We start from the raw sequence: 21,216 nt of genomic DNA, 5'->3' as shown, positions 1-21,216 counted from the left end.
ACCTGGTCAGTGAGCCCAACCTGTTCTATGTGTTCAAGCAGCCGACTGATTGATCGCCTTTGAGGGCCTGTTCGCGGGTAAACCCGCTCCTACGAAGGTTCAGCATAGGCCTGTTGTAGGAGCGGGCGTGCCCGCGAAGAAGGCCAGGAGATGTCAGCGCCCTTGGCAGGCATCTACACGCAGCCAGCGCTCCAGCAGCTTGAAGCCCTGCACCAGCAGGAACGAGATCACCAGGTAGAACACGCCTGCGGCGAAGAAGATCTCCACCGGCAGGTAGGTGCGGGCGATGATGGTACGGGCCATGCCGGTCAGTTCCAGCAGGGTCACGGTACTGGCCAGGGCACTGGCCTTGAGCATCAGGATCACTTCGTTGCTGTACGCCGGCAGGCCGATGCGCGCAGCGCGTGGCAGCATGATGTAGAACAGCGTTTTGCCACGCGACATGCCCAGCGCCCGTGCCGCTTCAATCTCACCTTTAGGGATCGCCTGCAGCGCGCCACGCAGGATCTCGGCGATGTACGCAGCGGTGTGCAGGGTCATGGTCAGCACCGTGCACCAGAACGGATCGCGCAGGTACGGCCACAGCGAACTGGAGCGCACCGCATCGAACTGCGCCAGGCCGTAATAGACCAGGAACAACTGCACCAGCAGCGGCGTGCCACGGAAGAAGAAAATGTAGCTGAACGGCACCGCGCGCACGTACCAGTGGCGCGAGGAACGGGCGATGCCCAGCGGGATGGCCAGGATCAACCCTGCAACCACGGCAATGGCCACCAGCTCCAGGGTCAGGACCGCACCCTCGGCCAGGCGTGGCAGCCATTTGAAGATGACTTCCCAATTCATTATTCAGCCCTCGCAAAGCCGCGAGCGGCGCGTTTTTCCATGAAATGCATACCGGTCATGGCAAGCACGGTCAGGCCCAGGTAGATGCAGGCCGCGACCATGTAGAAGGTGAACGGCTCTTTGGTCACGGTCACGCCGATCTGCGAATGACGCATGATTTCTTCAAGGCCGATTACCGATACCAGGGCGGTGTCCTTCATCAGGATCATGAACAGGTTGCCAAGGCCGGGCAGGGCGATGCGCCACATCTGCGGCAGGATGATCCGCGAGAGGATGCGGCCCTTGGACAGGCCCAGCGCCAGGCCGGCTTCGCGGTGGCCCTTGGGGATCGCCAGGATGGCGCCACGGAACACTTCGGTGGCGTAGGCGCCAAAGCACAGGCCCAGGGCGATCACGCCCGCGGCAAAGGCGCTGAGCTCAAGGCCGGGCATGTTCAGGGCTTCGCCGAGGCTGTTCATGAGCCCGACGGTGCCGAAATAGATAAGCAGCACCCACAGCAGTTCGGGCACGCCGCGAACCAGGGTCGAGTAGAAGCCGCCAAGCCATTGCAGCGGCTTGAGCGGGGAGGTCTTGGCCAGGGCGCCGAGCAGGCCCAGGACCAGCCCCAGCAGCAAGGCGCAAAGCGCCAGTTTTACGGTCATCAGGGTGCCGGCCATCATGGCCGGACCGAATCCGTGCAGGTCGATATTCATGGGCAGGTCATTTTAGGGACTGGCGCGCCGCAAGGGCGCGCCGGTCAGGGCGGATCATTCGATGCTGAACGGGAAGTACTTGTCGTTGATTTTCTTGTACGTACCGTCGGCTTTGATTTCTGCCAGGGCTTTGTTCAGGTCGTCGCGCAGCTTGGTGTCACCTTTGCGCACGGCAATGCCGATCTTGTCGCTGTCCATCACCGGCTCGCCCTTGAACTCGAAGTTCGAGCCGTCTTTGCTTTTCAGCCACTCGTACTGCACGTACTTGTCGGCCAGGATGCCGTCGATACGACCGGAGACCAGGTCGAGGTAGGCGTTTTCCTGGGTGTCGTACAGCTTGACGTCGACGCCCTTGAAGTTGTCTTCAAGGTAGGTGCCGGCCAAGGTTGCGCGCTGGGTGCCGATGACCTTGCCTTTCAGCGACTCTTTGTCAGTCTTGAAGTCGACGTTTTTCGGCGCGATGAACTGCAGCTTGTTGGAGTAGTACGGCTCGGTGAAGTCCACAGCCTGTTTGCGTTCGTCGGTGATCGACAGCGACGACACCAGGAAGTCGAACTTCTTGGCGTTCAGGGCCGGGATGATGCCGTCCCAGTCGGAGGTAACGACCGAGCATTCGACTTTCATCTTGGCGCACAGGGCGTCGCCAATGTCTTTGTCGAAGCCAACCACGTTACCGCTGGCATCCTTGTTGTTGAACGGTGGGTAGGCGGCTTCGATGCCCATGCGCAGTTTTTCTGCGGCCATGGCGTTTGCCGACATCACCAGCGTGGCAGCAGCTGCCAGGAGAAACTTCTTGTAGGTGTGCATGTATTGCTCCGTTAGCGGTGGCTGGACATGAATTGCTTGCAACGCGCCGAGGTCGGGTTTTCGAAGACCTGCTGCGGCGATCCCTGCTCTTCGACCAGGCCCTGGTGCAGGAAGACGACTTCACTGGACACATGGCGGGCAAAGCTCATCTCGTGCGTCACCAGCAGCATGGTACGGCCTTCTTCGGCCAATGCGCGGATAACGTTAAGCACTTCCTGGACCATTTCCGGATCGAGTGCCGATGTAGGCTCGTCGAACAGGATGACCTTGGGCTTCATGGCCAGGGTACGGGCAATGGCGGCGCGCTGTTGCTGGCCACCGGAAAGCTGGGCGGGGTAGCTGTGGCGTTTGTCGTAGATGCCGACTTTGTTCAGCAGCGCTTCTGCGGCTTCGATGGCCTCGGCCTTGCTTTGGCCGAGCACGCGGCGTGGCGCCTCGATGATGTTGTCGAGGATCGACATGTGGGGCCACAGGTTGAAATTCTGGAAGACAAAGCCGATTTCGCTGCGCAGGCGATTGATCTGGCGGTTGTCGGCTGCGATCAGGTCGCCATTCTTGGCGGCCTTGAGCTTGAGGGCTTCGCCGGCGACCAGGATTTCGCCCTGGTGCGGGTTCTCGAGCAGGTTGATGCAGCGCAGCAGGGTGGACTTGCCGGAGCCGGACGACCCCAGGATGGAGATCACGTCACCGTCGCGAGCGGTCAGCGAAATGCCCTTGAGAATTTCCTGCTCGCCGTAGCGTTTGTGCAAATTGCGGATTTCCAGCGCGGGCGTGGCCTGAGCCATGTGCGGTCCTCATGTGTTCGGGTGCGTTCCCAGCTGTTGGCGGCCTTCCTGGCGTGCGCCAAGCTAGCATAGCGGCATTATGACGGCCAACAGGGTCGCCGGGGACTGGGGGCGCTGGTGGGGCAGTTTGTCGCATCGCTACAGCGTAACGTCGCGCAGATGTCCGCGAAGGTGTCGCCCAGCACCAGAGCCTTGATGAAAAAAGGCGCGATGGTGCCAGCTTTGGCCGGCGCATGGAAGCTGTTTTGACCCATTGGAGGGGTAAACCCGACCTTTTGCCAGTGCAAACGGGTTCACCCACGAATGCCATCTTGATGTCACAAGGTTGTACCCATGGGTTGCACTTTTTGGCATTGCGTTGGTGCATGGGTGTTACCGAGGAGCACCTTTGGTGCATTTGTAAGTGAGTATTTCAGTAATCCGATGATTTGATGCCCTTTCGGTCATGCAATGGCCGAAAGCCCTCCAAGCCGCATCCTAAAAGGCCTGCAGCATTTTCTGACGGGTGTATTCGGCATGTGGCGCGCTTATTGCCAGTTGGAAACCGCCGATTGCAGCGACGCCTGGGTCAACCCCTGGCGCGCTCTGTACCCGCAGTCGGCGTGGTCCACTCCTTACAAAGGTAGTTTCAATGAGCGGTAACAATTCCAATGACCTCGCTCAGGGGCTCAAACAACGGCATGTGACCATGCTGTCCATCGCTGGCGTCATCGGTGCCGGCCTGTTCGTAGGCTCCGGCCACGCCATCGCAGCTGCCGGCCCTGCCGTGCTGCTGGCATACGCTGCCGCCGGTACGCTGGTCGTGCTGGTCATGCGTATGCTGGGTGAAATGGCAGTCGCCTCGCCTGACACCGGTTCGTTCTCTACGTATGCCGACCGTGCCATCGGGCGCTGGGCCGGTTTCACCATTGGCTGGCTGTACTGGTGGTTCTGGGTGTTGGTAATTCCGCTGGAGGCCAACGCCGCCGCGGCCATTCTGCATGCCTGGTTCCCGGCGGTTGACCTGTGGGCGTTCTCCCTCATCATTACCCTGGCACTGACACTTACCAACCTGTGCAGCGTGAAGAACTACGGTGAGTTCGAGTTCTGGTTTGCCCTGCTCAAAGTGCTGGCGATCATCGGCTTCATCGCCGTGGGCTGTGCTGCCTTGTTCGGCTTTGTACCGAGCAGCCAGGTGAGCGGTGCCAGCCACCTGTTCGATACCCAAGGCTTCATGCCCAACGGCCTGGGCGCAGTGCTGGCAGCCATGCTGACCACCATGTTCTCGTTCATGGGTACCGAAATCGTCACCATCGCCGCTGCCGAGTCGAAGGACCCAGGCAAGCAGATCAGCCGTGCCACCAACTCGGTAATCTGGCGTATCTGCCTGTTCTACCTGGTGTCGATCTTCCTGGTCGTGGCCCTGGTGCCGTGGAACGACCCGGCCCTGGCCGAGACGGGCTCCTACCAGACCGTGCTGAGCCGTATTGGTGTGCCGAATGCCAAGCTGATCGTCGACATTGTTGTGCTGATTGCCGTGACCAGCTGCCTGAACTCGGCGCTGTACACTTCTTCGCGTATGTTGTTCTCGCTGAGCAAGCGTGGCGACGCCCCGGCCATCGCCCAACGCACCACCAAGGCGGCGACCCCGCACGTGGCGGTACTGCTGTCCACCGCGGCAGCGTTTCTCTGCGTGTTCGCCAACTTCGTGGCACCGGCCCAGGTGTTCGAGTTCCTGCTGGCCAGCTCTGGCGCCATCGCGCTGTTGGTGTACCTGGTGATTGCTGTGTCGCAGCTGCGCATGCGCGCCCAGCGTGAAGCCCGCGGCGATAAGATCACCTTCAAGATGTGGCTGTTCCCGGGCCTGACCTGGGCGACCATTGCCTTCATCGTTGCCATTCTGGTGGTGATGGCGCTGCGTGAGGATCACCGTGCGGAGATCATTGCGACTGCGTTGCTGAGTATTGGTGTGGTGGCGGCTGGCTTGCTGGTGCACCGCAAGCGCGAGGCTGCCGGGCGGGCGGCGCTGGACAGCTGATCCGCGCTGGCTGAAATGAGAAGGCCGCGCCCTGTGAAGGGTGCGGCCTTTTTTTGTTGTCTGGCCACAAGCTCGTAGGAGCGGGTTTACCCGCGAAAGGGCCGGGCCTGCTGGCCAATATCCTGGCTAATCACCGTCGCAGCCGCCATCGTATTCGCGGGTAAACCCGCTCCTACAGGGGCCACAACAGGTTACATGGCCCTGTCAGCCGAACTGCTTCTGCTGTTGCTGCTGCTTGGCCACGAGTTCGGAAGCGGCGATATAGGCGTCCTGGAACTCATCACTCTCCAGCCAGGCCATGGTGGTCTCTTCGTCAGCGCCGTCCAGCCATTTGCGGTAGGCGTTGAACACCAGCACGATGTAGTCGGTGGCGTGTTCTTCCTTGTGCCCCTTGAGCACCAGGGCGAGCAGCGGATCCACCAGGAACACCGAGATCATTGGCACCAGGCCGCCTTCCTGCGCTTCCTTCATCTTGTTGAACATCGCGTCGTAGCTGCCCGACTCCATGGCCTTTTTGTACACCTGCTCGACGCTGGCGCTGTCGCCGGCGCTGGCCTTGACCGCTTGGCCGCTGCGTACCATGCGGTTCTGCTTGGCCTTGCTGGCGGCGCGCTTGGCGCGTTTCTGTTGCTTGGTAGGGGTGGCCATGGGGAAATCCTTGGGTGTGTCTGAAAGTGCGCGTATTGAAGCGCAATTGCACGATAAACCCAAGCAGCGCCCCTGAGCGCTGCAGCTTAGTGAGACGTCTGTGGGAGACATCTCCAGATTATGCTGGCCGAGGGCCCTGCATAGCTTCCCTCCCACTGCCAGCCATGCTGGCCGGCATGCCGGGCTTTCAGGTGGCCGGCTGCGGAGTCTCGTCTTCTTCGAAGCCGTGTGAAGCTCGGCCCACCAGCAGAGGGTCGGGTGCATGTGCCACCCGAGGGTCTTTGCCTGGGTAGTCCAGCGAATGCAGGAAGTGCCGGATGCAGTTGATCCGCGCCCGCTTCTTGTCATCGGACTTGATCACCGTCCACGGCGCATCGGCTGTATCGGTATGGAAGAACATCGCCTCTTTGGCCGAAGTGTAGTCCTCCCACTTGTCCAGCGACTTGATGTCGATGGGCGACAGCTTCCAGTGCTTGAGCGGGTCGTCCCGGCGCGAAATGAAGCGTCGCAACTGCTCTTCGCGGTTCACCGAAAACCAGTACTTGAACAGCAGGATGCCACTGTTGCACAGCATGCGCTCCAGGTCTGGCGCCTGACGCATGAATTCCAGGTATTGCAGTGGCGTGCAGAAGTCCATCACCTTCTCGACCCCGGCACGGTTGTACCAGGAGCGGTCGAAGAACACCATTTCACCCTCTGTGGGCAGGTGCTGGATGTAGCGCTGGAAGTACCACTGGCCTTTCTCCTGCTCGGAAGGCTTCTCCAGGGCGACAATGCGCGCACCGCGTGGGTTGAGGTGCTCCATGAAGCGCTTGATGGTGCCGCCCTTGCCTGCGGCATCGCGCCCTTCGAACAGGATCACCACACGCTGGCCGGTTTCCTTCACCCAGCTCTGTACCTTCAGCAGCTCGATCTGCAACGCATGCTTGGCCTTGTCGTAGTCCTGGCGGCGCAGGCGGGTGCGGTAAGGGTAGCTGGCCGGCAGGCGTGCCGAGGTGCTGTCCTCGTTGCTGCCTTTGGGGGCCGTGGCAACTTCCAGTGCTGCGGGTTGCTGGCTGATGCGGGTTATTGTCGGCTCCGGCTTGCGCTGGCGTGTGCGGCGTGTGCGGATCGGTGTGGTGGTGGGTTCGCTGGGGGCGGGGAGCAGGAGGGGTGATTCTTCGCTCATGGAGGTCCTTGATAGTCGATACGGATGTCCGTTTTCGATTATGAAGGTGAACGAATGATGGCTATTTGATGCTGGTCAATGCGAAAAAATTACAGGCAACAAAAAACCCGCACTAGGCGGGTTTCTTGTTGTCGCTTCGGGTAACTTTGCAACCACCAGAAGCTTGAAGGTGGTGCCCAGAGACGGAGTCGAACCGCCGACACGAGGATTTTCAATCCTCTGCTCTACCGACTGAGCTATCTGGGCGACGAGGTGAATTAAATAGATTTCCGGACCGCTCGTCAACGACTTTTTGAAAAAATTTTAAATTAATTCCGTCGCTTACGATTTTTGGGGTCATTCGGCCGGTGGAACGTAGCCTTCGGCCTGGGCGTATTCTTCGCCGGCGAAAAACTTGTCCATCTCAGCCTGGAGGAATTTGCGGTCCTCGGCGTTCATCATGTTCAGGCGCTTCTCGTTGATCAGCATGGTCTGGTGCTTCTGCCAGTCGGCCCAGGCTTTCTGCGAGATGTGTTCGAAGATGTCCTGGCCCTTGGCACCGGGATAGGGCGGGCGTTCCAGGCCTGGCAGTTCTTCTTGGTATTTGCGGCACATCACGGTGCGGGTCATCGGGCGTCTCCTGCAATCAGTTCGTCGGTCGCGCGTTCAAGCAGCTTTTTCACCGGGGCGGCGAGGCCCAGGCGCGGCGGGGTGGCGAGGTTATACCAGAGCCAGTCGGCCTCGACCACGTGCTCGCCGACCGGGTCGACGCGCACGAGCCAAGGCTCGATCGCCAGCTGGAAGTGGCTGAAGGTGTGGGTCAGGCCGTCCATGGCGTGGCGGCCAGCCAGGCGCAGGCCGTGCTGGTAGGCCAGGTCGTCAAGCTGGGCGATGTCGTCCAGCTCCGGGAGGCTCCACAAACCACCCCACAGGCCGCTGGAAGGGCGGCGGTAAAGCAGGATGGCGCCTTCGTGGTTGGCCAGCAGTGGCATCAGTGTGCGCCGTTGCGGCAGCGCCTTGCGCGGTTTGGGCTCGGGGTAGCGGGTTTCTTCACCGTGCAGGTGCGCTTCGCAGCCGCGCTGCAACGGGCAGATCAGGCAACTGGGCTTGCTGCGCGTGCACAGCGTGGCGCCCATGTCCATCATCGCCTGGGTGTAGTGGTTGGCGCGTTGTTGCGGGGTAAGGCGCTCGGCAGTGGCCCATAGCTGGTTGGCAACCTTGGGTTCGCCGGGGTAGCCGGCCTGGGCGGTGTAGCGTGCCAGCACGCGCTTGACGTTGCCGTCGAGGATCGGTGCACGGATGCCCATGCTGATGCTGGCGATGGCGCCGGCAGTGGAGCGGCCAATGCCGGGCAGCTCGGTAAGCTGCTCGACGCTGCGCGGGAATTCGCCGCCATGTTGCTCGACGACGACCTTGGCGGCCTTTTGCAGGTTGCGTGCGCGGGTGTAGTAACCCAGGCCCGTCCACAGGTGCAGCACTTCGTCCTCCGGTGCCTCGGCCAGGGCTTGCACGGTTGGCAGGGCCTGCATGAAGCGGTCGAAGTAATTGAGCACGGTGCTGACCTGGGTCTGCTGCAACATGATTTCCGACACCCACACGCGGTACGGCGTGATGCCCTGTTGCCAGGGCAGGTCGTGCCGGCCGTGCTCGTCATACCAGTCCAGCACTGCGCTGGAGAACTGCTCGGGGCTCATCGCTTGAACAGCCCCTTGAGCGCGTCTTTCAGTTCCGGGCTCACTTTGTCTCCAAGTTTTTCATCAAGCTTTTCATCGATCTTGTCCTTCAGGCGGTTGCCGGCCAGCTTGGCGGCAACCTTGCCCAGGCCGTTCTGGTCCAGGCGGCAGGCCTTTGCGCCGAGTTCCAGCGGACCACGGCAGCGCAGGGGTACTTCAACACCTACATAACGTTCGTTGACCTGGCAGGCCGGGTCCGGCATGGCACGCTGGTCGCCTTCGACGACTACGCCGACGTTGTAGTCCATGCCCAGCACGCGCAGGTCGAGGTCACCATGGCCATTGACGGTGAGGCCCGGGATGCGCGCCTTGAGGTCCGGGTTGCTGGCGACGCCATTGCGCACTACCAGGCTGCCGCGCAGTTCCTGGAACGGGGTGTCCTTGCCGCGTGGTTCGCTGCTCAGCGTCTTGCGATTGAGCGTGGCGATGGCCTGGCACAGCTGCTGTTCCAGGTTGGCATTGACCAGTACGCCATCGTTGATGGCGAAGTTTGCGCTGCCGTTCAGGGTGTCGACCAGTGCTTTCTGGCTGTTACCGGTGGCTGTCAGATCACTGGTCAGGGTCAGCAGGCCCTTGACCGGCGGCGTCTGTTCCTTGCCTTCGGCCTTGATGAAGTGTTCCACCGGCACCCGCTGGATATTGGTGTTTACACCCAGCTGTGGCACGGCAGGGCGCACGTCGACCGTGCCCTTGGCTTCGAAGGTGCCGTTGTACAGCGCTCCGCGCAGGGTTTGCAGGGTCAGCAGGCCGCCTTGGCCAACGGCCTTGAGCTGGGCGCCCTCGATCGGCAGCTTGTCCAGGGTCAACGAGCCGAAGGCCAGGTCGGCCTGCAGGTCGAGGGCGCGCAGACGGTCGACCGGCAGCAGCTTGTCGTCGCTCCAAGCCACTTGCGTTGGGGCGTTGGGCAGTGGTGTGGTGCCAGCACCGGCTACGGCGCTGGCCTCTTGTTGCTTGACCTCGGCCTGGCGCGCAGCGGTGGCGCCCTTGGCTTCTTCGCTCTTGGCCGGCAGGTAGCGGTCGGCGTCGAAGGTGTCGCCCTTAAGCTGCAGGCGCAGGGCGTGTTTGGCGAAATCTTCGACGGCCACGCGGCCGCTGAAGGTGCTGTCGTCCAGCTTCACCGCCAGGTCTTCCAGGGCCAGGCTGCTGGGCGTGCCCTGCAGACGAGTCACCAGCTCCAGCTTGGCGAAGGCGGCCGGGTCGTTGGTGGCCGGCAGCGGGTGGCCGATGCTTTCAAGGAAGGCGCGCAGGTTGAACTGGGCGATGGACAGGCCGCCGCTCAGCTGGGGGGCTTTGTCCAGATCACGCAGGTTCAGCTCACCGAGGGCGCGCAGTTGGTTGGCCGAGACTTTCAGGCCGTTCCACGAGGCGACATTGGCGGCCAGGTCGACCAGCAGTTGGCCCTGGGCGGCGAAGGTCACGGTCTTGCCGCCGGTAGGCTCACCCGAGGTCTCGCCCGACAGGCGCATGTCTTCGAAGTTGTAGCGCTTGAGCTTGCGGTCGAAGCGCAATTCGCCGGCCAGCTCGGTACGGGCCTTGATGCTCGGCTGGCTGGCGCTGATGAAGGCGCTGGCCTTGAGCGGGATGTTTGCGCCTTCATGGACCGGGCCGGTGCTCAGCTGGATGCTTTCGGCGCTGTAGTTTTGGCCGGTCTTGGCATCGGTGTACTGCACGCGGGCGTTGTTCACGGTCAGGCTGTCGATGTCCAGCTTGATGGCGCGGTCGTTGCTGTCGGTGGTCGCAGGCGTCTGCTCGGCAGGTGCCTGTGCCTGTGCGGGTGCATCGGTGGCTGCGCCATTCTGCGCGGGCAGCGGCTTGCCGATGTCCTCCCAGTTGCCATGGCCCTGTTCGTCACGCGCCAGGGTCAGGTTCAGGCCCTCGACACGTACGTCGCTCATTTGCACTTCGCGGCGCAGCAGCGGCAGCACACGGACTGAAAGGCCAAGCATCTGCAGGTCGGCGAACGGTTCCTTGGGTTTGTTCAAGGTAGCGATGCTGGCTTCGTGCAGCTCCAGACCCAGCCACGGGAACAGGCTCCAGCCGATGTCACCATTGAGGGTCAGTTCGACGTGGGCCTTGTCGCGTGCCAGCTGGCGAATCTCGTCTTTGTAGTCGTTGGGATCAAAGAGGTGGGTCAGGGCGAAGCCCAGCGCCACGATGATCAGCAGTAACCCGAGAAGCCCCAGTCCCAGGATTTTGCCGAACGCTTTCATGGGCGAGTCCTTTTAGTCCGTTAGTGAGTTCAGGCGGCAGAGTATAACGCTGTCGCGGTTACCCCTGCTTGTACGACTAGAGATGTAGGAAATTCCTACGCCTGTATCAGAGGGTACGGCTTTCGACAGCTTAATATTGAGCTTTTGCCGGGACATGACCGATTCAGTCGGGCAAAAATGGACGATGGCAGATTGCTTTCATGCTGCTTGATGCTGCTACCCTTGCGCCGCTTTGCGAGCACCCTCCCTATAACAAGGATCAGATTCATGACCAGTACCGTCGCGACGGGAACCTTGGCCAGTGAGCCAGGCTTCCTGTCGAAGGAACGCATAATCGCCCGCCCGGGCTTCAACCGCTGGCTGGTCCCGCCAGCTGCCTTGGCCATTCACCTGTGCATCGGTATGGCCTACGGCTTCTCGGTATTCTGGCTGCCTTTGTCGCAAGCCCTGGGGATCACCGCCCCCGTCGCCTGTGCGGCAGACATGGGCTTCATGGCCCGGATGTTCAGCGCCGAATGCGACTGGCCAATCTCGATGCTGAGCTGGATCTACACCCTGTTCTTCGTCTTCCTCGGCTGCTCGGCGGCGGTGCTGGGCGGCTGGCTGGAGCACGCCGGCCCGCGCAAGGCTGGCCTGGTGTCGGCCTTGTGCTGGTGCGGTGGCATGCTGCTTTCGGCGATAGGTGTGAAAACCCATCAACTGTGGCTGATGTGGCTTGGCTCCGGCGTGATTGGCGGTATCGGCCTGGGCCTGGGCTACATCTCACCCGTGTCGACCTTGATCAAGTGGTTCCCGGACAAACGCGGCATGGCCACCGGTATGGCGATCATGGGCTTCGGCGGCGGGGCCATGATCGGGGCGCCGCTGGCCACCGCGCTTATGGGGCATTTTGGCAATGAGCACGAAGTTGGCGTATGGCAGAGCTTTGTCGCCATGGCGGCGATTTACTTTGTGTTCATGACCGCTGGCGCCCTGGCGTATCGCGTACCACCGACTGGCTGGAAGCCTGAAGGCTGGGCTGCGCCGTTGAAGAATGCCGGTAACGCCATGGTCACCGACCGCCACGTGCACGTCAGTGTGGCCTGGAAGACCCCGCAGTTCGCGCTGATCTGGCTGGTGCTGTGCCTGAACGTGTCGGCGGGCATCGGCATTTTGGGCATGGCGTCACCGCTGCTGCAGGAAGTGTTCGCCGGTAAATTACTGGGCAACGAACTGACCTTCAGCCAGCTGAGCACTGCGCAGTTGGCGCAGATTGCCGCGATCGCCGCCGGCTTTACCGGCCTGCTGAGCCTGTTCAACATTGGCGGCCGGTTCTTCTGGGCATCGTTCTCCGACTACATCGGCCGCAAGAACACCTACTTTGCCTTCTTCGCCTTGGGTGTGGGCTTGTACAGCCTGGTGCCGAACATGGGGCACCTGGGCAACGTGGCGCTTTTCGTGGCAGCGTTCTGCATCATCCTGTCGATGTATGGCGGTGGTTTTGCAACGGTGCCGGCCTACCTGGCCGACCTGTTCGGCACGCAGATGGTGGGTGCCATCCATGGCCGCCTGCTGACCGCCTGGGCGGCAGCGGGGGTGCTGGGGCCGGTGCTGATCACCTACCTGCGCGAGTATCAACTGGCAGCGGGCGTGGAGCGGGCGGCGGCTTATGACATGACCTTGTACATTCTCGCGGGTCTGCTGGTGCTGGGCTTTATCTGCAACATGCTGGTGCGGCCGGTGGCCGACAAGCACTTCATGAGTGATGCCGAACTGGCGGCCGAGCGTGCGTTGAGCCATGACAAGGGCGCCGATGGGGCGCGGTCGCTGGAGTGGAAGGCGGCGCCAAGCAGCCTGCCACTGGTGCTGCTGGCCTGGGCGGTGGTGGTTGTGCCGTTGGCCTGGGGTGTTTGGGTGACACTGCAGAAGACTGCTGTCCTGTTCCATTGATGTAACTGCATGGGTGCGCTTTGCGCCCCTTTCGCGACGCAAGGCCGCTCCCACAGGGACCGCGTACGCTTCAGGGTTGCGCGGTCCCTGTGGGAGCGGCCTTGTGTCGCGATGGGCTGCAAAGCAGCCCCCATTACGCAGTTGTATAGACCTGTAGCAGCATCCAGCCCGCGTAAAACCTAGCTTTGCCATATGTCATCCGCGTTTCAAGCTGACGCGTTCTGGGCCTATAATGAAACCCTTTTCGCCCAATGATTTTGCGGAGCTGGTGATGGTCGAACGTAAGGCTTCCGTCGAGCGCAATACCCTGGAAACCCAGGTCAAGTGCTCGATCAACCTCGATGGCAGTGGCAAGGCCCGATTCGATATCGGTGTGCCTTTCCTTGAACACATGCTGGACCAGATCGCCCGCCATGGGCTGATCGATCTGGATATCGAGTGCAAGGGTGACACGCATATCGACGATCACCATACCGTCGAAGACGTCGGCATCACCCTGGGCATGGCATTCGCCCAAGCTATCGGTGACAAGAAAGGTATCTTCCGCTACGGCCACGCCTACGTGCCGCTGGACGAAGCGCTGTCTCGCGTGGTCATCGACTTCTCTGGCCGCCCAGGCCTGCAGATGCACGTGCCGTATACCCGTGCAAGCGTTGGCGGCTTCGATGTCGACCTGTTCCAGGAGTTTTTCCAGGGCTTCGTCAACCACGCCCTGGTAACCCTGCACATCGACAACCTGCGTGGCCACAACACCCACCACCAGATCGAAACCGTATTCAAGGCTTTCGGCCGTGCCCTGCGCATGGCCATCACCCTCGACGAGCGTATGGCCGGGCAGATGCCTTCCACCAAAGGGTGCCTGTAAATGCAAACGGTAGCCGTAATCGACTATGGCATGGGTAACCTGCACTCGGTGGCCAAGGCGCTTGAGCACGTAGGTGCCGGTAAAGTGCTGGTGACCAGCGATGCCTCAGTGATCCGCGAGGCCGACCGTGTGGTGTTCCCGGGCGTGGGCGCGATTCGCGACTGCATGGCCGAAATCCGCCGCCTGGGCTTCGACAGCCTGGTCCGCGAAGTCAGCCAGGACCGCCCGTTCCTCGGCATCTGCGTCGGTATGCAGGCGCTGCTCGAGCACAGTGAGGAAAACAACGGCGTCGACTGCATTGGCCTGTTCCCTGGCCAGGTGCGCTTTTTCGGCAAAGACCTGCAAGAAGAGGGCGAGCACCTGAAGGTGCCGCACATGGGCTGGAACGAAGTCAGCCAGACCATCGACCACCCGCTGTGGCACGACATCCCTGACCGCGCACGTTTCTACTTCGTGCACAGCTACTACATCAATGCCGGCAAGCCGGGCCAGGTGGTGGGACGCGGTCACTATGGCGTCGATTTCGCCGCAGCGCTGGCCGACGGTTCGCGTTTTGCCGTGCAGTTCCACCCGGAGAAGAGCCATACCCATGGCCTGCAGCTGCTGCAGAACTTCATCGCCTGGGACGGGCGCTGGTAAATGAGCAGGTCGAAGACCAAGGCCCCGACCATCACCCTGGCCCCCGAGCAGGAGCGCGAAGCGCTCGATACCTTGAAGCGTTTTCTCGAAGACCGCTTCGAGCTGCAGTTGGGGTCGTTCGAGGTGGCCGAGGTCCTCGAGCTGTTCAGCAAAGAGATTGCACCCCATTACTACAACAGGGCGATTGCCGATGTTCAGCTGCACCTCAAGGAGCGGTTCGAGGGCATCGAAAGCGACCTGTGGGCACTCGAGAAGCCCTGAAACCCAACAAATAGACAGGTTCCCAAGATGCTGATTATCCCCGCTATCGATCTGAAGGACGGTGCTTGCGTGCGCCTGCGCCAGGGCCGCATGGAAGACTCTACGGTATTTTCCGACGACCCGGTGAGCATGGCCGCCAAGTGGGTCGAGGGTGGCTGCCGCCGCCTGCACCTGGTCGACCTCAACGGCGCCTTCGAAGGCCAGCCGGTCAATGGTGAAGTGGTTACCGCCATCGCCAAGCGCTACCCGAACCTGCCGATCCAGATCGGCGGCGGTATCCGTTCGCTGGAAACCATCGAACACTACGTCAAGGCTGGCGTCAGCTACGTGATCATTGGCACCAAGGCCGTCAAGCAGCCCGAGTTCGTCGCTGAAGCGTGCAAAGCCTTCCCGGGCAAGGTCATCGTCGGCCTGGACGCCAAGGACGGTTTCGTCGCCACCGACGGTTGGGCCGAAGTGAGCTCGGTGCAGGTCATCGACCTGGCCAGGCGTTTCGAGGCCGATGGCGTCTCGGCGATCGTCTACACCGACATCGCAAAGGACGGCATGATGCAGGGCTGCAACGTGCCCTTCACCAAGGCACTGGCTGAAGCCACCCGTATCCCGGTGATCGCCTCGGGCGGCATTCACAACCTGGGCGACATCAAGGCGCTGCTGGACGCCAAGGCCCCGGGCATCATCGGCGCCATCACCGGCCGTGCCATCTACGAAGGCACCCTGGATGTCGCTGAGGCCCAGGCCTTCTGTGACAACTACCAAGGCTGAGGACTGAACCATGGCACTGGCCAAGCGCATTATTCCTTGCCTGGACGTGGACAACGGCCGGGTGGTCAAGGGCGTCAAGTTCGAGAACATCCGTGATGCCGGCGACCCGGTGGAAATCGCCCGTCGCTACGACGAGCAAGGTGCTGACGAAATCACCTTTCTCGACATCACTGCCAGCGTCGATGGCCGCGACACCACTTTGCATACCGTCGAGCGCATGGCCAGCCAGGTGTTCATCCCGCTGACGGTAGGGGGTGGCGTGCGGACCGTGCAGGACATCCGCAACCTGCTCAACGCCGGTGCCGACAAGGTCTCGATCAACACCGCCGCGGTGTTCAACCCAGAGTTTGTTGGCGAGGCGGCGGACCGTTTCGGTTCGCAGTGCATCGTTGTCGCCATCGATGCCAAGAAAGTGTCCGGGCCAGGTGAAGCGCCGCGCTGGGAGATTTTCACTCACGGCGGGCGCAAACCGACTGGGCTGGATGCGGTCGAGTGGGCGAAGAAGATGGAAGGCCTGGGCGCTGGCGAGATCCTGCTGACCAGCATGGACCAGGACGGCATGAAGAACGGCTTCGACCTGGGCGTTACCCGCGCTATCAGTGATGCGCTGGGGATTCCGGTGATTGCCTCGGGGGGTGTGGGTAACCTGCAGCACTTGGCTGACGGCATTCTGGAGGGGCATGCCAGCGCGGTGCTGGCGGCCAGCATCTTCCACTTTGGCGAGTACACAGTGCCTGAAGCCAAGGCTTACATGGCTTCGCGCGGGATCGTCGTTCGCTGACAGATGGCCGGGAGGGCTTTGCCCTCCGTTCGCGACACAAGGTCGTTCCCACCCGTACAGCGCTGAGCCTGAGGCTGATGCAGTACGTGTGGGAGCGGCCTTGCGTCGCGAAAGGGCCGCGAAGCGGCCCCAAAGGCCTCACCCGTGGTTCTTGCCGAGCAGAGCGTGGTAAAGCTCGGTATCCCCGAGTATCCCCACCACCCTGTCGTTATCCTGCAGCACCAGCTTGTTGCCGGTTTGATAACGAATCTGCAGTGCCTCACGCATGCCGATGTCGGCGTGCACCACGGTCGGCCTGCGCTCCAGCAGCTCCACATCTTGCCCCGGTGCCCATCTCTGCATGTCCAGCCCGTTCTGGCCCTGGCGTGCACGCTTGAGCGCGCCGCCTTCGCCAAGGTCCAGCCACGAATCGATACCTGGGTCCAGGCACACCGAGCCATTGACCCGTTTGCAATTGTCCAGGCTGCGCATCAGGCTGCGCCCGCACAGCACGTTCAGCGGGTTGGTATGGGCGACGAAAGTGCGCACGTATTCGTCGGCAGGGTTCAGCACGATCTCCTCCGGCTTGCTGTACTGGATGATCCGACCGTCTTTCATGATCGCAATGCGGGTACCCAGTTTCAGCGCCTCGTCCAGGTCGTGGCTGACGAACACGATGGTTTTGCTCAGCTTGGCCTGCAGGCCAAGCAGCTCATCTTGCAGGCCCTGGCGGATCAGTGGATCCAGGGCCGAGAACGGTTCGTCCATCAGCAAGATGTCGGCATCCATCGCCAGCGCCCGGGCCAGGCCCACGCGCTGCTGCATGCCGCCAGACAGCTCATCCGGCTTCTTGTTGCGCCACTGGGTCAGGCCCACCAGCTCAAGCTTCTCGTCGACCAGCTTGCGCCGTTCCTTTTCCGGGCGACCCTGCATTTCCAGGCCAAAGCTGATGTTCTCGCGCACCGTCAGCCAAGGCATCAGGGCAAACTTCTGGAACACCATGGCAATGCGCTTGGTGCGCATCATCTTCAGCTCGGCCGCGGAGCAATTGGCAATGTCGATGTGCTTGCCTTCGTGCTCGACGAACAACTTGCCACGGCTGACGGTGTTGAGGCCGTTGATGCAGCGCAGCAGGCTCGACTTGCCCGAGCCAGACAAGCCCATCAGCACGCAGATCTCGCCTTTGTTGATATCGAGGTTGGCCTTTTCGACACCCACCACCAGGCCGGTCTGCTTGAGGATCTGCTCGCGGGTCTGGCCTTGGTCCAGCAGCGCCAGTGCCTCGCGCGGCTTGTTGGAGAAGATGACGTCGACGTCTTCGAAACGAATGATGCTCATGCCTCACCCCTTACCGGCAGTTCCGGTTGCTTGCAGATACGGTCGAGCATGATTGCCAGCAGCACGATCGCCAGGCCCGCTTCGAAGCCCAGGGAGATATCGGCGGTGTTCAGTGCGTTGACCACAGGTTTGCCCAGGCCGTCAGCGCCAACCAGGGCGGCAATGACCACCATCGACAGCGACAGCATGATGCATTGAGTGACACCGGCGGCGATGCTTGGCATCGCGTGCGGCAGTTCGATACGGGTAAGCAGTTGACGACGCGAGCAGCCAAAGGCCTTGCCGGCGTCCATCAACTCTTGCGGCACGTCGCAGATGCCCAGGTAGGTCAGGCGAATGGGCGCGGCGATGGCGAACACCACGGTGGAAATCAGCCCCGGCACCACGCCCAGGCCGAACAGGGTCAGGGTAGGGATCAGGTAGACGAAGGTGGGCACCGTCTGCATCAGGTCGAGCACCGGGCGCATGGCGGTATAGAACATCGGCTTGTGCGCGGCGAGGATGCCCAGTGGCACGCCGATCACCACACATACCACCGTGGCGAAGGTGACCTGCGCCAGGGTTTCCATGGTTTCCTGCCAGTATCCCAGGTTGAGGATCAGCAGGAACGACAGGGCGACAAATGCGGTCAGGGCCCACTTGCGCTGGATGAAGTGCGCCAGGGCGGCGAACAGGGCGATAAGCACGAACGGGTTGAAGAAAGTCAGGGCGCTGGTGACGCCATGGATCATGAACTCCAGGCCTTGCGCGATGGCGTCGAAGTAATTCGCGCCGTTCTGGGTCAGCCATTCGACGAACGACGCGATGTACTGGCCCAGAGGTATTTTCTGATCGATAAGCATGATAGCGAGCTTCCACCTGCATAGATTGAAATCAACCCGGGGCAGGCACGGTCCTGCCCCGAGGTAGCGCTACTGCGTAGTTCGTTATTGCGTAAGCTTGGCCTTGACCGCCTCCAGGCCAGGCTTGCCATCAACGGTGGTAACGCCGGCCAGCCAGGCATCCAGCTTGCCTGGGTTGTCCTTGATCCATTTCTTGGCGGCGGCCTCGGGTTTCATCTTGTCGTCCAGGACATAGCCCATCATGGTGCTTTCATCCTTGAGCTCGAACGACAGGTTCTTAAGCAGTTGGCCAACGTTGCTGCATTCCTGCGTGTATCCTTTGCGGGTGTTTGTCAGCACGGTCGCCTTGCCGAAGTCGGGGCCGAAGAAGTCGTCCCCGCCGGTCAGGTACTGCATCTTGAAGCGGGTGTTCATCGGGTGTGGCTCCCAGCCCAGGAACACCAATGCCTCGCCGCGTTTCTGCGCGCGGTCAACTTGCGACAGCATGCCCGCCTCGCTGGACTGCACGATCTTGAAACCGGCGTCCTTCAAGCCAAAGGCGTTCTTGTCGATCATGCTCTGGATGGTGCGGTTACCGTCGTTACCCGGTTCGATGCCGTAGATCTTGCCGTCCAGTTCCTTCTTGAACTTGGGTATGTCGCTGAAATCCTTCAGGCCCTTGTCGTACAGCGCCTGGGGGACTGCCAGGGTGTACTTGGCGTTCTCCAGGTTGGCGCGCACGGTTTCTACCGTGCCGGCGTCGCGGTACTGCTTGATGTCGTTCTCCATGGTCGGCATCCAGTTGCCGAGAAACACGTCCAGGTCCTTACCGGTGGCCAGCGACTTGTAGGTCACCGGTACCGAGATCATGGTGGTGTGGGTCTTGTAACCCAGTGCTTCGAGCACAACGCTGGTGGTCGCGGTCGTGACTGTGATGTCGGTCCAGCCGACATCGGAGAAGCGTACAGTCTGACATTGCTCGGGTTCGGCTGCTTGGGCCAGCAATGGCGCGGACAGCAACGCAACCAGTAACAGCGAGGGTGAACCTTTCATGGATGGACTCCTGAGATATTGTCTTCGGGTTCGCGTGGGTCGCCGGGCTTTCTGAGGGTCCGGTCGACCAGGCCTGCAGAGGGCAGGATGCGTGGCCGTGCTTTACGAGTCGCTTTCGATAATCCTCCAGCTCCGGGCAATCGCCTACTGGTTGGGTCGTATCCAGTACGGAACGGGTCGTATCCAGTATGGGCGATGTCGCTTATGGATTTTTCCACCCCCTCGCGCGCATTTTTGCGTCACCAGGCCGCTGGAAAACGGCGCGGTGGGCGCAGTTTCTGGTTGAGAACAGCGCGGCGCTGCTGGACAAAAGTACGTCGGTTGCAGACGGCGAGGTGGGCGGTAAAAGCCCGATGATGCTGGCATTCAAGGCGGCCCGCTGTTTGAGCCTAGCAGCTACCCCGCCCTGCGCATGGCGCGCAGAGACAAGCCCAGCAAGAGGTGATTCGACAATGGCCATCAGCGTGTTCGACCTGTTCAAGATCGGTGTCGGGCCCTCCAGCTCCCACACCGTCGGCCCCATGCGTGCTGGCGCCCTGTTCGTTCAGGGCCTGCGCGAACGCGGTGAGCTGGAGCGTGTAAAACGGATCGAAGTGCGCCTGTATGGCTCGCTGTCGGCCACCGGTATTGGTCATGGCACCGACAACGCCACCATCATGGGCCTGATGGGCGAGTGGCCGGACGCCATTGACCCGACCCAGATCGTGCCGCGTATCGCTGACCTGCGCGAAACCAACACCCTGCAGCTGGATAGCCGCTTGCCTGTCGAGTTCGTCTGGGCCCGCGACATGCTGCTGCTGGACGAGAACTTGCCGTATCACCCCAACGCCATGACCCTGATTGCCGAAGGCGAGCAGGGTGAGTTGCACCGCGACACCTATTACTCGGTGGGCGGCGGCTTTGTGGTCGATGCAGCCCAAGCCGCCAGCGGTGTGCTGGATGCTGACCAGACAGTGTTGCCGTACGACTTCAACAGCGCCGCCGAACTGCTGCGCCTGTGCAAGCAAAACGACCTCAGCGTGTCGCAATTGATGATGGCCAACGAGAAGGTCTGGCGCAGCGAGGAAGACATCCGCGCTGGCCTGCACAAGCTCTGGGAAGCCATGCAGGAATGCGTCAACAACGGCCTCAAGTACGAGGGCACGCTACCCGGCGGGCTGAACGTGCGCCGCCGTGCCGCCAAGCTGCACCGCAGCCTGCAGGAAATCGGCAAGCCCAACGTGATCGGCTCGACCATGAGTGCCATGGAATGGGTCAACCTGTTCGCCTTGGCGGTCAATGAAGAAAACGCCGCCGGCGGGCGCATGGTGACCGCGCCTACCAACGGCGCGGCAGGCATCATCCCGGCGGTGCTGCATTACTACATGCGATTCAGCGATGCGGTGGATGAGTCCAGCGTTGTCGATTACTTCCTGGCTGCCGCCGCTGTGGGCATCCTGTGCAAGAAGAACGCTTCGATCTCCGGTGCCGAAGTGGGTTGCCAGGGGGAAGTCGGCTCGGCCTGCGCGATGGCCGCAGCGGGGCTTGCCGAAGTGCTCGGCGCCACCCCGCCACAGGTTGAGAACGCCGCTGAAATTGCCCTGGAACACAACCTTGGCCTGACCTGCGACCCGGTTGGCGGGTTGGTGCAAGTGCCCTGCATCGAGCGCAACGCGATTGCTGCGGTGAAGGCCATCAACGCGGTGCAGATGGCGTTGCGCGGCGATGGTGAGCACTTCATTTCCCTCGACCAGGTAATCCGCACCATGCGCGATACCGGGGCCGATATGCACGACAAGTACAAAGAGACCTCGCGCGGCGGCCTGGCGGTCAGCGCTATCGAGTGCTGATTTCCTGAACTGACCTTCTGGGCCTCTTCGCGGGCAAGCCCGCTCCTACAGGAACTGTGCAATCCCTGTAGGAG

At 61.7% G+C, this 21,216-nt stretch carries 20 protein-coding genes and 1 tRNA gene; 8 read left to right on the top strand and 13 right to left on the bottom strand.

Going from position 1 to position 21,216, the window contains the following annotated elements; translation table 11 throughout:
* Positions 1-153 precede the first annotated feature (153 nt).
* Genes AC3WLP_RS19875 through AC3WLP_RS19860 form a run of 4 tightly spaced genes read right to left on the bottom strand, consistent with a single transcriptional unit; the run spans position 154 to position 3,127 of the window.
* A complete protein-coding gene (locus AC3WLP_RS19875; RefSeq protein WP_014755060.1) occupies positions 154-843 on the bottom strand; it encodes an ABC transporter permease in 690 nt (229 codons plus the stop codon).
* Positions 843-1,535: an ABC transporter permease gene (locus AC3WLP_RS19870; protein WP_003255749.1), complete on the bottom strand. Its 693-nt coding sequence runs from the start codon at positions 1,533-1,535 to the stop codon at positions 843-845. Before AC3WLP_RS19870 ends, AC3WLP_RS19875 begins: the two co-directional genes overlap by 1 nt.
* A 54-nt stretch (positions 1,536-1,589) precedes the next feature.
* Positions 1,590-2,342, bottom strand: a complete 753-nt coding sequence (locus AC3WLP_RS19865; RefSeq protein WP_003255747.1) for an ABC transporter substrate-binding protein — start codon at positions 2,340-2,342, stop codon at positions 1,590-1,592.
* A gap of 11 nt (positions 2,343-2,353) precedes the next feature.
* Positions 2,354-3,127 (bottom strand): ABC transporter ATP-binding protein, encoded by a 774-nt coding sequence (locus AC3WLP_RS19860; RefSeq protein WP_003255746.1) that lies wholly within the window; start codon positions 3,125-3,127, stop codon positions 2,354-2,356.
* Positions 3,128-3,758: 631 nt separating this feature from the next.
* Here AC3WLP_RS19860 and gabP point away from each other — a divergent pair.
* Complete coding sequence (gabP, locus tag AC3WLP_RS19855) at positions 3,759-5,144, top strand: GABA permease (protein ID WP_088513485.1); 1,386 nt, start codon at positions 3,759-3,761, stop codon at positions 5,142-5,144.
* A gap of 204 nt (positions 5,145-5,348) precedes the next feature.
* Here gabP and AC3WLP_RS19850 read toward each other — a convergent pair whose 3' ends face one another.
* The 6 genes from AC3WLP_RS19850 to AC3WLP_RS19825 form a co-directional block, all read right to left on the bottom strand.
* Entirely contained in the window at positions 5,349-5,792 is a 444-nt protein-coding gene (locus AC3WLP_RS19850) for a hypothetical protein (RefSeq protein WP_011953234.1), read from the bottom strand.
* Between the two features lie 187 nt (positions 5,793-5,979).
* Positions 5,980-6,960, bottom strand: coding sequence for a polyphosphate kinase 2 (gene ppk2 / locus AC3WLP_RS19845; protein ID WP_011953235.1), 981 nt, complete (start codon positions 6,958-6,960; stop codon positions 5,980-5,982).
* 170 nt (positions 6,961-7,130) lie between these two features.
* Positions 7,131-7,206 (bottom strand) — tRNA-Phe (locus AC3WLP_RS19840).
* 90 nt (positions 7,207-7,296) lie between these two features.
* Entirely contained in the window at positions 7,297-7,569 is a 273-nt protein-coding gene (locus tag AC3WLP_RS19835; RefSeq protein WP_003255742.1) for an oxidative damage protection protein, read from the bottom strand.
* The gene (gene mutY / locus AC3WLP_RS19830; protein ID WP_011953236.1) at positions 7,566-8,633 is read right to left on the bottom strand and encodes an A/G-specific adenine glycosylase; all 1,068 of its coding nucleotides are present in this window, start codon (positions 8,631-8,633) and stop codon (positions 7,566-7,568) included. Before mutY ends, AC3WLP_RS19835 begins: the two co-directional genes overlap by 4 nt.
* Positions 8,630-10,882, bottom strand: a complete 2,253-nt coding sequence (locus tag AC3WLP_RS19825) for an AsmA family protein (protein WP_088513486.1) — start codon at positions 10,880-10,882, stop codon at positions 8,630-8,632. Before AC3WLP_RS19825 ends, mutY begins: the two co-directional genes overlap by 4 nt.
* 267 nt (positions 10,883-11,149) lie before the next feature.
* On the opposite strand from AC3WLP_RS19825, the gene AC3WLP_RS19820 reads away from it, so the two are divergent.
* The 6 genes from AC3WLP_RS19820 (at position 11,150) to hisF (ending at position 16,122) form a co-directional block, all read left to right on the top strand.
* Positions 11,150-12,811, top strand: a complete 1,662-nt coding sequence (locus tag AC3WLP_RS19820) for an OFA family MFS transporter (RefSeq protein WP_088513487.1) — start codon at positions 11,150-11,152, stop codon at positions 12,809-12,811.
* Between the two features lie 271 nt (positions 12,812-13,082).
* On the top strand, positions 13,083-13,676 hold the full coding sequence (gene hisB / locus AC3WLP_RS19815; RefSeq protein WP_003255736.1) for an imidazoleglycerol-phosphate dehydratase HisB: 594 nt from the start codon (positions 13,083-13,085) through the stop codon (positions 13,674-13,676).
* Entirely contained in the window at positions 13,677-14,315 is a 639-nt protein-coding gene (hisH, locus tag AC3WLP_RS19810; protein ID WP_003255735.1) for an imidazole glycerol phosphate synthase subunit HisH, read from the top strand.
* The gene (locus AC3WLP_RS19805) at positions 14,316-14,576 is read left to right on the top strand and encodes a DUF2164 domain-containing protein (RefSeq protein WP_014755065.1); all 261 of its coding nucleotides are present in this window, start codon (positions 14,316-14,318) and stop codon (positions 14,574-14,576) included. It abuts the gene before it with no gap.
* Between the two features lie 27 nt (positions 14,577-14,603).
* A complete protein-coding gene (gene hisA / locus AC3WLP_RS19800) occupies positions 14,604-15,341 on the top strand; it encodes a 1-(5-phosphoribosyl)-5-[(5-phosphoribosylamino)methylideneamino]imidazole-4-carboxamide isomerase (RefSeq protein ID WP_011953239.1) in 738 nt (245 codons plus the stop codon).
* Between the two features lie 10 nt (positions 15,342-15,351).
* On the top strand, positions 15,352-16,122 hold the full coding sequence (hisF, locus tag AC3WLP_RS19795) for an imidazole glycerol phosphate synthase subunit HisF (protein ID WP_003255729.1): 771 nt from the start codon (positions 15,352-15,354) through the stop codon (positions 16,120-16,122).
* A gap of 138 nt (positions 16,123-16,260) precedes the next feature.
* On the opposite strand, the gene choV is transcribed toward hisF, so the two are convergent.
* The 3 genes from choV to AC3WLP_RS19780 all read right to left on the bottom strand — a co-directional run bounded on the left by choV (position 16,261) and on the right by AC3WLP_RS19780 (position 19,313).
* Complete coding sequence (gene choV / locus AC3WLP_RS19790; protein WP_003255727.1) at positions 16,261-17,439, bottom strand: choline ABC transporter ATP-binding protein; 1,179 nt, start codon at positions 17,437-17,439, stop codon at positions 16,261-16,263.
* Positions 17,436-18,284 carry a choline ABC transporter permease subunit gene (choW, locus tag AC3WLP_RS19785; protein ID WP_172830946.1) on the bottom strand — a complete coding sequence of 283 codons (849 nt, stop codon included), beginning with the start codon at positions 18,282-18,284 and terminating at the stop codon, positions 17,436-17,438. Before choW ends, choV begins: the two co-directional genes overlap by 4 nt.
* 81 nt (positions 18,285-18,365) lie before the next feature.
* Positions 18,366-19,313, bottom strand: coding sequence for a choline ABC transporter substrate-binding protein (locus tag AC3WLP_RS19780; protein ID WP_010951661.1), 948 nt, complete (start codon positions 19,311-19,313; stop codon positions 18,366-18,368).
* 452 nt (positions 19,314-19,765) lie between these two features.
* Here AC3WLP_RS19780 and AC3WLP_RS19775 point away from each other — a divergent pair, with 452 nt between their 5' ends.
* Positions 19,766-21,142: an L-serine ammonia-lyase gene (locus AC3WLP_RS19775; RefSeq protein WP_003255722.1), complete on the top strand. Its 1,377-nt coding sequence runs from the start codon at positions 19,766-19,768 to the stop codon at positions 21,140-21,142.
* The last annotated feature ends 74 nt before the right edge of the window (positions 21,143-21,216 follow it).

The organism is Pseudomonas sp. FW305-E2 (assembly GCF_058782925.1).
This window is presented reverse-complemented; position numbering and strand designations above follow the sequence as displayed.

What these genes read in the sequence shown, in the direction of transcription:
- AC3WLP_RS19875 (WP_014755060.1), bottom strand. Translation starts at nt 843, where the DNA reads ATGAATTGGGAAGTCATCTTCAAATGGCTGCCACGCCTGGCCGAGGGT.
- AC3WLP_RS19870 (WP_003255749.1), bottom strand. Translation starts at nt 1,535, where the DNA reads ATGAATATCGACCTGCACGGATTCGGTCCGGCCATGATGGCCGGCACC.
- AC3WLP_RS19865 (WP_003255747.1), bottom strand. Translation starts at nt 2,342, where the DNA reads ATGCACACCTACAAGAAGTTTCTCCTGGCAGCTGCTGCCACGCTGGTG.
- AC3WLP_RS19860 (WP_003255746.1), bottom strand. Translation starts at nt 3,127, where the DNA reads ATGGCTCAGGCCACGCCCGCGCTGGAAATCCGCAATTTGCACAAACGC.
- gabP (WP_088513485.1), top strand. Translation starts at nt 3,759, where the DNA reads ATGAGCGGTAACAATTCCAATGACCTCGCTCAGGGGCTCAAACAACGG.
- AC3WLP_RS19850 (WP_011953234.1), bottom strand. Translation starts at nt 5,792, where the DNA reads ATGGCCACCCCTACCAAGCAACAGAAACGCGCCAAGCGCGCCGCCAGC.
- ppk2 (WP_011953235.1), bottom strand. Translation starts at nt 6,960, where the DNA reads ATGAGCGAAGAATCACCCCTCCTGCTCCCCGCCCCCAGCGAACCCACC.
- AC3WLP_RS19835 (WP_003255742.1), bottom strand. Translation starts at nt 7,569, where the DNA reads ATGACCCGCACCGTGATGTGCCGCAAATACCAAGAAGAACTGCCAGGC.
- mutY (WP_011953236.1), bottom strand. Translation starts at nt 8,633, where the DNA reads ATGAGCCCCGAGCAGTTCTCCAGCGCAGTGCTGGACTGGTATGACGAG.
- AC3WLP_RS19825 (WP_088513486.1), bottom strand. Translation starts at nt 10,882, where the DNA reads ATGAAAGCGTTCGGCAAAATCCTGGGACTGGGGCTTCTCGGGTTACTG.
- AC3WLP_RS19820 (WP_088513487.1), top strand. Translation starts at nt 11,150, where the DNA reads ATGACCAGTACCGTCGCGACGGGAACCTTGGCCAGTGAGCCAGGCTTC.
- hisB (WP_003255736.1), top strand. Translation starts at nt 13,083, where the DNA reads ATGGTCGAACGTAAGGCTTCCGTCGAGCGCAATACCCTGGAAACCCAG.
- hisH (WP_003255735.1), top strand. Translation starts at nt 13,677, where the DNA reads ATGCAAACGGTAGCCGTAATCGACTATGGCATGGGTAACCTGCACTCG.
- AC3WLP_RS19805 (WP_014755065.1), top strand. Translation starts at nt 14,316, where the DNA reads ATGAGCAGGTCGAAGACCAAGGCCCCGACCATCACCCTGGCCCCCGAG.
- hisA (WP_011953239.1), top strand. Translation starts at nt 14,604, where the DNA reads ATGCTGATTATCCCCGCTATCGATCTGAAGGACGGTGCTTGCGTGCGC.
- hisF (WP_003255729.1), top strand. Translation starts at nt 15,352, where the DNA reads ATGGCACTGGCCAAGCGCATTATTCCTTGCCTGGACGTGGACAACGGC.
- choV (WP_003255727.1), bottom strand. Translation starts at nt 17,439, where the DNA reads ATGAGCATCATTCGTTTCGAAGACGTCGACGTCATCTTCTCCAACAAG.
- AC3WLP_RS19780 (WP_010951661.1), bottom strand. Translation starts at nt 19,313, where the DNA reads ATGAAAGGTTCACCCTCGCTGTTACTGGTTGCGTTGCTGTCCGCGCCA.
- AC3WLP_RS19775 (WP_003255722.1), top strand. Translation starts at nt 19,766, where the DNA reads ATGGCCATCAGCGTGTTCGACCTGTTCAAGATCGGTGTCGGGCCCTCC.